Source organism: Neptunomonas sp. (genome assembly GCF_041601355.1).
Classification (GTDB): Bacteria; Pseudomonadota; Gammaproteobacteria; order Pseudomonadales; family Balneatricaceae; genus Neptunomonas.
Genome location: NZ_JBFIIH010000127.1, coordinates 1 through 11,054 on the forward strand (window position 1 = coordinate 1; position 11,054 = coordinate 11,054).

Consider the following 11,054-nt stretch of genomic DNA (forward strand, 5'->3'; position numbering starts at 1 on the left):
AAAAGGAGAATCAATGCGGAAAATACAGTCCGAATTGACTGAACGTGAACACTTAGGGTAAAAAGACTGAGAGCCCAATGCGGGAAACTTCAGGTGTTCACGTTCGACCAGAATCACCGTTCAACTTCACCAGAATACGCAATGAAAGCATTCTATCAACAGATCAACAAATCGAAAAACTAAAAGAATACAAAGCCACCCTGATCAACAGCGCCGTAACCGGTAAAATAAAAGTACCGGAAGTGGATTCTGGTTGTTAACCAATAAGGACGTATTATGTCAGTGGCGGTTGCTAGTTGTACCCTAGATGCAATATTTAATCAGCAAGCTATTAAGGCTTCGGATGGCTCGCAAATTAGTGGCGCGCTTACCATACCGGAATACCAGCGCCCGTATCGCTGGGGCGAAGTGCAGATTAAAAAACTGTTAAGTGATTATCAGCTTTATCTAAACGACATTGCTCAAAGTGATACACAGTACGGCTATTATTTAGGCAGTGTGATTTTGCACCAGTCGGAAGAAAACGGCTGTCTGAATATTATTGATGGCCAGCAGCGGCTAACCACCTTGGCATTAATTGCGTTTGTGCAAAGCCTGGCTAAAACCGAAAAAGGGCAAAAGCCCTTTGCATTGCAGTTAAGTTACGATTCACCAGAATCCCAACAGCAAATTATGCACAACTTAGCATGGCTAAAAAGCAATGGCTTAACTCAAATAGCGGCATTTGATGTGTCAAAAATTAACCTGACCTTGGTGGTTACACGCTCAGAAGACGATGCTTATCGTTTTTTTGAAACCCAAAATACAGGTGGTGTAAGGCTTGGCGGGCCAGACATTATTAAAGCCCATCACTTGCGAGCCATTGAGCGTAATAGCCAAAATGAATTTGCTAGCAAGTGGGAAGCATTGGGTGACTTAAACCCGATTGTTGGATCGTTAGTGAAAGGACGTTATTGGCAAAAGCTGTATAACCGTAATGTGCCTTCTCATCGTCAGCCGCATTTAGTCAGAAGTGCGATAGTAAGCGAGTTAGGGGAAAGCACAGGTAAAGGCAACGATATTGCCTTCGGGCGTTTTGAACGGGCTTACTTGCCTGATGGTGGCCAAATAGATAAACAAGCCCAGCAAGGTTATGAGCTGCGCCAGCCATTAAACAGTGGCATCAATACCATTCATTATTTGACGTATTTTGAAGGGTTAAGAAAAAAATACCTGTCTGGCAATTATAAGTTAGTTCAATCCGATCAACCCATTTCACACTTTTTTAGTTTTTATCAAAATCTTGTTTGCAAGCTTGATGGTTGTAGTTATGTAAAAGGTTTATACGATACCGCTTTGTTAATTTACATTAGCCAGTTTGGTGAGCAGCAATTAGACATTGCCGCTAAAAAACTGTTTCGGGTAATTTACTCGCCACGGGTGAGCAATCAAAAAGCCGTACGAGAAAACTCTATATCCGCATTTGTGCGTGATAACCCTGTACTTGATTGGATCGCCGCCAGTTACACCTCAAGCATGTGCTTTGATTATTTAGACCGTTTTAGTTTTAAAACCGACCAAGCCAATTTAGCCGCCGATAAAAACAGCGTAAAAAAACGCTTCATATTTAAAGTATTAAAACACTTTGAAATAGAGGTGGATTCAAACTTATCACCACAAGCGCTTGCGAATGAATATACCGCTCATTTAGATGGTTTTATTCTCCCTTTGGGTAATGGGACACATGTGGATAAGCTTGAAAACACGTTAAAGAATCAAGGGTCGCCACATGGATAATTTAACGCTAAACCATTCCAATATCGAATCGGCTAAATCGCCTCAGGAAAACGTGGCCACCCAAGTACTGACGTTAAGCTACATTCAGGCTAATGGATATCAATTTAGTATACCCAGCTATCAGCGTCCTTACGTTTGGCCAGACGAGGCAGTATTAAAGTTATTTAATGATATTAATGATGCGCGTGTGGCAAAAGAGCCAAACTACTTTATTGGTACGGTACTCACCTCCATAGAGCAAGACGAGCATGGTAATGGTATTTATGAATTAATTGATGGCCAGCAACGCACCACCACATTAATACTCATCGCGCTTGCATTTAAAATGGCAAATGTAGATTCCAAAATTTCGGATATGGCGGCTTTTAATAACCAGCCCAGATTGCAATTTATCATTCGTGAACAGGTGCAGCACTTATTAGGCAGCTTGGCTGGCTTAGATGATTATCTATTTCCAGGCTTAGAAGCCATTGCAGAAAGCCCATACCTAAAGCGTATTTATGCGGCCTTGCAGGTCTTAGAACAGCAAGTTAAAGCCCTAAAACAAGATGACCGTATTTTATTGGGTGGTTACATATTTGATAACGTGCAATGGGTGAATAACATTGTGCCGCAACAAATGGATTTAAACCGTTTGTTTGCCACCATGAATACCGCAGGGGTGCAGCTTGAACAGACCGATATTTTAAAATCAAAACTGCTTAAACAGGTCTCTACTGATAAACCTTTGTTCGATGCCATGTGGGTGACTTGTGAACACATGGAAAACTATTTTGAACGTAATGTGCGAAAAGTTTTCCCCAATGCCCCGTGGAACGATATTGAATCAAAGCATTTATCCAGCTTTGATGAAGCACTGTTTGTAAAACAGGCCAATGACTCACAGCAAAAACAGGGTTTAACCATTGCGCAACTGGCTGCGCAGTTAAACGAAAACCCAGCAAATGCGAGTAAAGAACTAGCACCAGACAAGGGTAGTAATGATCAGCAAGTGGGTTCATACGATTTAGAAACCGAAACGGTTTATTGCCGCCCAATCATCGGCTTCCCGTTATTGTTGATTCATGCTTATCGCATTTATTTAGCCAGCCATGCTATCGAATTAAATGGCGCATCAGAAGATGTACTGCCCCGCGTACATGCAGACAAACTATTAGAAACCTTTGAGCCACTCACCCAAGCCAGTGAAGAAGAAGTAAAGGCCTTTATTAAAACACTATGGCAAGTGCGCTATCAGTTTGATCGCTGGGTGGTGAAATGGGTTGAGCGCGACGACAGCGATGATGAACAACTACGCTTAACCTATATAAGCCGTAGCCAATCAAGTGACAAGTGGTACATTAACCGCACACAGAAAGAGCTTAATGAACTGGTGATGCTGCAAAGTGTGCGTAACTTTACCGGTGAGCGTAGTGCCCAGTATTGGATTACACCTTTTATTGCAGGGTTAATCAAAAAAGGCATCACTGAAGATGATCAAGCTATAGCTTTGCTTGAGAAGATTGATAATGACTTATCAATCGCCAGTGAAGATGAAACTCAAAAAACAGCCAGCTTTAAGCAAGCCCAGCAGCAACAGCCAGATGTAGATACTTGGCAAGCAAGGGTTGGCTATTTTGCAGAAGCAAAAGGCACCAGTTTTGAGCATTACTGGTTTCACAAACTGGAATATATCCTGTGGAAACAAGAGCCAGATAAGCATTTAGAACAATTCAAAAGATACCGCATAACCGCTAAAAACTCGGTTGAGCATGTATATCCGCAAAATGAAGAGCACCAAAATAAGCTAGAAAGATGTTTTCTAGATGCCTTCGGTAACTTGGTATTGTTAAGCCCGGGTGAGAACTCGTCATACAGCAACCAAGCGGTTAAAAAGAAACTGGTCGATTTTGAAGCCAAGCCTCAATATGACTCATTAAAACTAAAAGCCATGTTCAAGTTGCTGAAAGAGCAAGATGACTGGCAGGAAAAACAAATAAAACAGCACCAAAGCGATATGTTAAATATCTTAGCTGGGCACTATGGTGGCAAGTAATCAGTATGGATAATCAGATAAATAAACGGGCCCTTAGGAGTCAGAATATTGGATAAAAAAGGCACAACTCCAGTTTATAAAATATTCTGTGATGAAAGCTGTCATCTAGAGCATGATGGCGCAGATATCATGGTGCTTGGTGGTATTCGCTGCACGACTGAGAAAGCTACAGCTTTGAATAAGCATATTAAGTGGTTAAGACATCAACATAATTATCATACTGAATTAAAGTGGACCAAGTTGGTTGCTAAACAAATTGATTTTTATAAAGCGTTAATTGACTTGCTGTTTGATGATGAGGACATTTGGTTTAAAGCCACTGTTGTGCAGCATAAAGAGCGCCTTGAGCATAATGCTTATAATGAAGGGTCCCATAATCTTTTTTATTACAAGATGTTCTACTACACCTTACGTGACTTTTTACAGCCCGGTAATGAGTACAAAATTTACCTTGATTATATGGACACCATGGGTGGCGAGAAGGCGAAGAAGCTTTGTGATGTGCTAAAAACAGAGAGCCGTGAAGGACTGAAAGTCGACATTTATATTATTCAGTCTTATGAGTCGCAAATGATTCAGCTGTGTGACCTAATTATAGGGGCTGTGAGTTATAAGAATCGCAGCGACATTGGGCATACAAGCAAGATTAAATGCCAGGTGATTGACTACCTAGAGCAGAAGGTAGGTCATGCACTGAATTATGGCACCCCACCTTGGGAGAGGAATTTTAATATATTCCGTTTTGCTCCGTCAGTGGAAGGGAGGTAGTGCATGTTAGCAGTCCCAATTGATTTAACGGATTTGAGTTCAGATACTGAAATATTTGATTATCTTTATTTGTTTTTTGAGGAGGACTTCATTGAGCAGCGTACTTTGTTAGCGGGCTCAATTTATCTTGACCCTAATGGGCAAGGAATGAGGAATGGGCGTGAAGAAGTTTTTTGGCATATTACGACGCGTGAAAGAACGGTAAGGGTAAGGCAGGGCAATCAGTTTATCCCTTCAAAATCACGTCTACTTGATCCTGATAGAGCAAGTCGAATAGATTGGATTAGGCCAATTCTACTGAACCATAACCATACCGACATTAAGCTATTTTATCGTAAAGAAACTACGGGTAGGAAACCAATAAGGTTGTACCTATGGGCTCATCAGCATGATTTTGTAGTGATTGTTCAGAAGTTAGGGGCTTCAGGTGCCTTTTTAGTGACGAGCTTCTATATCACTGAGGTTTATAAAAGAGCCAGCTATGCTAGGTTGTATGCGGAATATACATCGGGTGTAAATCAAGATTTACAAGGTTGTGAGTGGTTTTAGAGAGAAGGAATGGTCGCCTATTATGGACCGGACGATAGCGGTCACCTCTTTCTACGCAATGGTAGGTGAGCGGATTGGATTCTGAAGACTCTCTAGGTCTGTGTCAATGGCTTTGATGTAATAAGCATAGACCATAAATAGCATTAGCGAATATATAGATATTAGTAACTGGCGGGAAAGCCAGTAAATACAGGAAGATGGACGTTTATGGTTAGTCAAACCAATGAGCAAGCTTTAGAAGCGGCGATAGAAAAATATCTAACAGGTACGTGCTTAGAAGACGTCAAAGCAGGTGTTCAAGAAGCAGCGGCAGACTATGGTAACCGCTTATATAAGCTTGGCTCACCGAATGATTTTGATATGCATTATGCCTTAGATACAAATTTCTTTTGGCAGTTTCTAGAAAATACCCAAGAGAAAGAATTAGAAAAGCTGAAAAAGAATAGCCCAAATGACTGGCAGCGTAAGGTACTAGAGCGCTTCGACCGATTAATAAAGAAGCATGGTGTGCTGCATTTACTGAAAAAAGGTTTAAGTGTAGAAGATGCTCACTTGAACCTAATGTATCCAGCTCCCCTTGCTAGTAGTAGTGATTCGGTTAAACAAAATTTTGATGCCAATATTTTTAGTTCGACACGACAGCTTAGGTACTCCCAAGCGAATCCATTACAAGAAATAGATATTGTTTTATTTATCAATGGTATTCCACTTGTAACTTTGGAGCTCAAGAACCATTGGACTGGGCAAAATGCGCGTTATCACGGTCAAAAGCAATATCGAAATGACCGAGATATCTCCCAGCCATTATTACAGTTTGGCCGCTGCTTGGTTCACATGGCGGTTGATACTGATGAAGTATATATGACCACTAAGCTGGCGGGTAAAAGTACCTTTTTCTTACCTTTCAATAAGGGCAATAACAACAGTCAAGGAAACCCTCCAAACCAGCATGGACATAAGACAAGCTATTTGTGGGAAGAAGTGTTCAGCAAAGCCTGTCTTGCCAATATTATTCAACACTTTGTTCGCTTAGATGGCAGTAGCAAGGATGATTTGAAAAAACGGACGCTATTTTTTCCTCGTTACCATCAGATGAATGTCGTTCGTAAACTGGTCGATCATGTCTCAACCAACGGCGTTGGCCATACATATTTAATTCAGCATTCAGCAGGATCAGGTAAATCTAATTCAATTACTTGGACTGCATATCAGTTAATTGAAACATACCCGGTTAGTGCCGATTTACCCGGCAGTAAAGGTATAGAGCAACCTTTATTTGATTCAGTGATTGTAGTAACGGATAGACGATTACTTGATAAACAGCTTAGAGAGAACATAAAAGAGTTTTCTGAAGTAAAGAATATTGTTGCTCCTGCATTCAAATCGTCTGAGCTTAAGTCTGCACTTGAGAATGGTAAGAAAATCATCATTACAACCATTCAAAAATTTCCATTTATCATTGATGGTATTAGTGATTTAAGTGATAAGCGTTTTGCTGTGATTATTGATGAGGCGCACAGTTCACAGTCGGGGTCAGCTCACGACAATATGAATAGAGCAATGGGCAAGATAGAAATTGAAGAAGCTGAAGATGCGCAAGATAAAGTATTACAGGCAATGCGCTCTCGCAAGATGCGAGGTAATGCTTCGTATTTGGCGTTCACTGCTACACCTAAAAACAGTACGTTAGAGAAATTTGGCCAAAAACAAGATGACGGCAGCTTCAAACCATTTCACCTTTATTCAATGAAACAAGCGATCGAAGAAGGCTTTATTCTGGACGTTATTGCTAATTACACAACCTATAAAAGCTATTACGAGATAGAAAAGTCGATTCAAGATAACCCAGAGTTCGATACTAAAAAGGCCCAAAAGCGTTTACGTGCCTATGTAGAAACCAGTCAGCATACAATAGATACCAAAGCTGAAATTATGCTAGAGCACTTTATTCCTCATGTGGTGAATGCCAAAAAGCTGCGTGGTAAAGGTAAAGGCATGGTCGTAACGCAGAACATCGTTACTGCTATTCGTTATTACAAAGCGATTAAACGAGTATTAGAAGCGCAAGGCAACCCGTTCAAAATTGCGATAGCGTTTTCTGGCACAAAAGAAGTGGATGGTATTGAGTATACTGAAGCCGAAATGAACGGCTTTGCTGAAAGTGAAACCAAAGATAAATTTGATACCGATGAGTATCGTTTGTTGGTAGTTGCCAATAAATACCTTACCGGGTTTGATCAACCAAAGCTGTGCACTATGTATGTTGATAAGAAGCTAGCGAGTGTGCTTTGTGTTCAAGCGCTATCTCGTTTAAATCGCTCATCACCTAAACTTGGTAAGAAGACGGAAGACTTGTTTGTGCTTGATTTCTTCAACAGTGTTGATGAGATTAAAACTGCATTTGATCCATTTTATACTTCAACCACGTTGTCTGAAGCGACAGATGTTAACGTATTGCACGAACTTAAAGATGCTATGGATGATGTAGGTGTTTATGAATGGTACGAAGTTGAAGATTTTGTTACACGATATTTTAACAATGAAGATGCGCAAACCTTAAGTCCAATCATTGATGTTGCAGCGAATCGTTTTAATGTAGAGCTAGCGCTTGAAGATGACGATAAAATTGATTTTAAGATTAAAGCCAAGCAGTTTGTAAAAATCTACGGACAAATGGCTTCGATCATGCCGTATGAAATTGTTGCCTGGGAAAAGTTGTTTTGGTTCCTTAAATTTTTAGTCCCAAAACTAATCGTTAAAGATCCTGATTCAGAAGCATTGGATGCATTATTAGACTCTGTAGATTTGAGTTCATATGGCTTAGAGCGTGTGAAGCTCAATCATAGTATTGGCATGGATGACGGTGAAAGTGAACTGGACCCGCAAAACCCTAATCCTCGTGGAGCACACGGCGGTGATGACGACCGTGATCCACTAGACGATATTATCAGGAGCTTTAACGAGCGCTGGTTTCAAGGTTGGAGTGCGACACCAGAAGAACAGAAAGTTAAGTTCATCAATATAGCGGAAAGCGTGAAAAGCCACCCAGACTTTGAAGCTAAATATCAGAATAACCCAGACCCACATAACCGCGAATTAGCCTTTGAAAAAATGCTTAAAGAGGTGATGCTAGCAAGGCGTAAAGATGAGTTAGAGCTTTATAAGCTATTTGCTGGAGATAGTGCTTTTAAAGCTTCTTGGACACATAGTATGCAGCGGACGGTAGGACTATGAATTTTTATTCCACATATAGGCATGAGGAATACTGACATGCTAGGAGCTCCTCTACCTGTACCCTTGGGGTATTAAAGCACATTAGATCCGCACAGGGCGGTTCACTGAAAATCATGAAGCTTGATCCAACCATCGCTTAAGGCATCAAGCCCCTGAGACTTTAAATAAGCATTGGATAATGCTTATTTAATCCCCGGAGTTTTTGAACTGCATAATATGACTTTGGTAGTAGTACCGCCACGGCAACTACTGCCTGAACACGAACGCCCAGTTTCATCAGGCGTATTGCTTTAGTGCGTGGTGTTCGCCACTCTCGGACTGTCGCCAGTAAGCCATCCGAACGCTACACCTATGCTTTATCGCTATCATCTAATGTCAGGGTTATTTCAATATTTGAAATGGTTTTGGCCTTTGTTTGACCGCTTGTTCAACGTTCGCTTTAGGGGTTTAGGTGGCTGGGCAAGGGATCTCGGGCAAACCGTTCACCTTTTATGAGATTTAAAATATTGGTCTAAAACCCAAATACACCCGTTGAGTCAGCCAGAATGCCTAGTTCACTTAGGCTATACCCAAAAAGAGCCGCACGCCAGCCATGGCAATCACCTGCAAATAAAATATGAAACCACTTAAAATGAACCTTTAAGGGCGAACCACTCAAAACAGACTGTTGCTTGTGTATTTTTTAAATCAGGTTTGCTCTCCATGCGATGGCTCATAACTTTGTTAATCTTGGTAGTGGTGAGCAGCATCGAACTATCAGCATTTCAGGGGAGGGCGTTTAATTAATAGAGAGAAGCCACTGCTTTAGGCTTCTCTCTTGATTCTGGTTTGGGTGATGAGGCCCTTGTCAGTGCCTGGAGGAGGCATTAAAGGCTAAGTCTTAAGAGTCTATACAATGGCACAGCTCATCCGATAGCTGTGCTTTTATGCAGAATGAAAGATTTCTATCAACCGGCAAAGGCTTCTTTCGTACGGGCAGCCAGCTCATCTTTAGACAAATTTTCAATCTTGGACGCCAGGGTCCAATGATGGCCAAACGGGTCCGATATGATTCCGTATCGCTCACCCCAGTAGGCATCTTGCAACCCTGTAACAGGGGATGCGCCGCAATCTAGCGCCTGTTGCCAGAGTGTATCAATATCATCGATGTAAAGGTGAAGGCTGGCAGCAGCGCCCCCTAGTGTTAAAGGGCTTAATATCTTGTTTTCTAATGACTCCTCCATCACGCGCACCAATGAGTTACCTATCTTGAGCGTGGCGGCAACCACCGTCAGCTCATCCGGGCTGAGAAATTTATGACTCAGTTCAGCACCAAAGCAACCCTGATAGAATTCGATGGCATCCTGAATCCCTTTAACCACAATTACTGGTGTGACGGTGCGATACCCTTTAGGTATCGGCGATACTTTTTTTCTCATAACAGATTCCTCGGTTATATTTTAAAACGATAATTTGAGTAAGTCTGAATAAATTTATTCAAGTCAAAAGACCACTCGGTAGTGGTCTGGGTAAGTAGCATCAGCGCATTTTCCGGGCTTCTGTTATCCAGTATGGGAGCTTATTCGTGGGCTGCGCTAAGTGTGAAGTCGCACCCTTTTTCTGTGGGAAATAGATCCTATGGGTCGAGTCTTGAAATGCTCTACCCAAATAACTACCCGTAAGCTGGCAGTAGCCGAGGAGTTCTGCCTGATTTAAAGAAATTTATCCATGTAGACCTAAATTGTAGACATAAAAAACCCGAGGGCCATAAAGCGCTCGGGTTTAAAATAACTGCTTATTTATCAAGGAGTTAAATGGTACCAGTGGCCGGACTCGAACCGGCACACCTTGCGGCAACGGATTTTGAATCCGTCGTGTCTACCAATTCCACCACACTGGCTCAACACTTAACTCTACATGGCTACGCAAGCCATTTTATACACGATGCTTTGGCTATTTCAGCACACCGGTACATCGATCAATCACCTTACTCTCGTAAAGTGTGGGCGTATTATAGGCAGCTTTCGCCGTACGTCAATCCCTATATTTTTAATGATGATAAAAAAATTAATTTTGCTGTACAATCACCGGCCTCTTTAACGGCCTTTTTGTAGTGATATGCAGGTAAAAGATTTTCATTTTGACCTCCCTGAGGAGCTAATTGCCAGTTATCCGCTGGCGCAGCGTACGGCGAGTCGTTTGCTGTGCATGGATGGTAATACGGGTGAGTTAGCGCATCGACATTTTTCGGATGTGCTGGAACTGTTAACGCCGGACGATTTGGTGGTTTTTAATAATACCCGGGTGATTCCTGCGCGTTTGTTTGGTGAGAAGGCCTCAGGCGGAAAGGTTGAGGTGCTGGTGGAGCGAGTGCTGGATCAGCATCGCGTGTTGGCGCATGTCAGATCCAGCCGATCACCTAAACCCGGCACGGTGTTGATACTCGAAGGTGCTGCGCAAGCGACGATGATCGCGCGCCACGAGAATTTGTTTGAGCTTGAGTTTGCCGGTGAAACGCCGGTGCTTGATCTGCTTGAGCAGCATGGGCATATGCCTTTGCCGCCTTATATGAAGCGTGAAGATCAGCTGGAAGACAGAGAGCGTTATCAAACGGTGTATAGCTCGCAGCCGGGTGCTGTCGCTGCGCCCACCGCAGGTTTGCATTTTGATGAGGCATTGCTGGCTAAGCTGGATGAAAAAGGCATTCAAAAAG

8 protein-coding genes and 1 tRNA gene are annotated in these 11,054 nt (G+C 42.1%); 7 read left to right on the forward strand and 2 right to left on the reverse strand.

Translation table 11 applies throughout. The annotated features are described in order from the left end of the window. Positions 1 to 77: 77 nt before the first annotated feature. The 6 genes from ABY436_RS16305 to ABY436_RS16330 all read left to right on the forward strand — a co-directional run bounded on the left by ABY436_RS16305 (position 78) and on the right by ABY436_RS16330 (position 8,362). Positions 78 to 260: a restriction endonuclease subunit S gene (locus ABY436_RS16305; protein WP_372739993.1), complete on the forward strand. Its 183-nt coding sequence runs from the start codon at positions 78 to 80 to the stop codon at positions 258 to 260. Between the two features lie 16 nt (positions 261 to 276). Next, positions 277 to 1,776, forward strand: a complete 1,500-nt coding sequence (locus ABY436_RS16310) for a DUF262 domain-containing protein (protein ID WP_372739994.1) — start codon at positions 277 to 279, stop codon at positions 1,774 to 1,776. Beyond that, entirely contained in the window at positions 1,769 to 3,811 is a 2,043-nt protein-coding gene (locus ABY436_RS16315; RefSeq protein ID WP_372739995.1) for a DUF262 domain-containing protein, read from the forward strand. The genes ABY436_RS16310 and ABY436_RS16315 overlap by 8 nt, the downstream gene beginning before the upstream one ends. Before the next feature lie 48 nt (positions 3,812 to 3,859). Then, complete coding sequence (locus tag ABY436_RS16320; protein ID WP_372739996.1) at positions 3,860 to 4,579, forward strand: DUF3800 domain-containing protein; 720 nt, start codon at positions 3,860 to 3,862, stop codon at positions 4,577 to 4,579. 3 nt (positions 4,580 to 4,582) lie between these two features. Further along, on the forward strand, positions 4,583 to 5,128 hold the full coding sequence (locus tag ABY436_RS16325; RefSeq protein WP_372739997.1) for a hypothetical protein: 546 nt from the start codon (positions 4,583 to 4,585) through the stop codon (positions 5,126 to 5,128). A 207-nt stretch (positions 5,129 to 5,335) separates the two neighbouring features. Then, positions 5,336 to 8,362 (forward strand): type I restriction endonuclease subunit R, encoded by a 3,027-nt coding sequence (locus tag ABY436_RS16330; RefSeq protein ID WP_372739998.1) that lies wholly within the window; start codon positions 5,336 to 5,338, stop codon positions 8,360 to 8,362. Between the two features lie 947 nt (positions 8,363 to 9,309). Here ABY436_RS16330 and ABY436_RS16335 read toward each other — a convergent pair. Both ABY436_RS16335 and ABY436_RS16340 read right to left on the reverse strand, forming a co-directional pair. Then, a complete protein-coding gene (locus ABY436_RS16335) occupies positions 9,310 to 9,780 on the reverse strand; it encodes a VOC family protein (protein ID WP_372739999.1) in 471 nt (156 codons plus the stop codon). A gap of 376 nt (positions 9,781 to 10,156) precedes the next feature. Then, positions 10,157 to 10,241, reverse strand: a tRNA-Leu gene (locus ABY436_RS16340). A gap of 218 nt (positions 10,242 to 10,459) precedes the next feature. On the opposite strand from ABY436_RS16340, the gene ABY436_RS16345 reads away from it, so the two are divergent. After that, positions 10,460 to 11,054 (forward strand): S-adenosylmethionine:tRNA ribosyltransferase-isomerase (locus ABY436_RS16345; RefSeq protein WP_372740000.1); only part of this gene is annotated, 595 nt, incomplete at its 3' end.

What these genes read in the sequence shown, in the direction of transcription:
- ABY436_RS16305 (WP_372739993.1), top strand. Translation starts at nt 78, where the DNA reads ATGCGGGAAACTTCAGGTGTTCACGTTCGACCAGAATCACCGTTCAAC.
- ABY436_RS16310 (WP_372739994.1), top strand. Translation starts at nt 277, where the DNA reads ATGTCAGTGGCGGTTGCTAGTTGTACCCTAGATGCAATATTTAATCAG.
- ABY436_RS16315 (WP_372739995.1), top strand. Translation starts at nt 1,769, where the DNA reads ATGGATAATTTAACGCTAAACCATTCCAATATCGAATCGGCTAAATCG.
- ABY436_RS16325 (WP_372739997.1), top strand. Translation starts at nt 4,583, where the DNA reads ATGTTAGCAGTCCCAATTGATTTAACGGATTTGAGTTCAGATACTGAA.
- ABY436_RS16330 (WP_372739998.1), top strand. Translation starts at nt 5,336, where the DNA reads ATGGTTAGTCAAACCAATGAGCAAGCTTTAGAAGCGGCGATAGAAAAA.
- ABY436_RS16335 (WP_372739999.1), bottom strand. Translation starts at nt 9,780, where the DNA reads ATGAGAAAAAAAGTATCGCCGATACCTAAAGGGTATCGCACCGTCACA.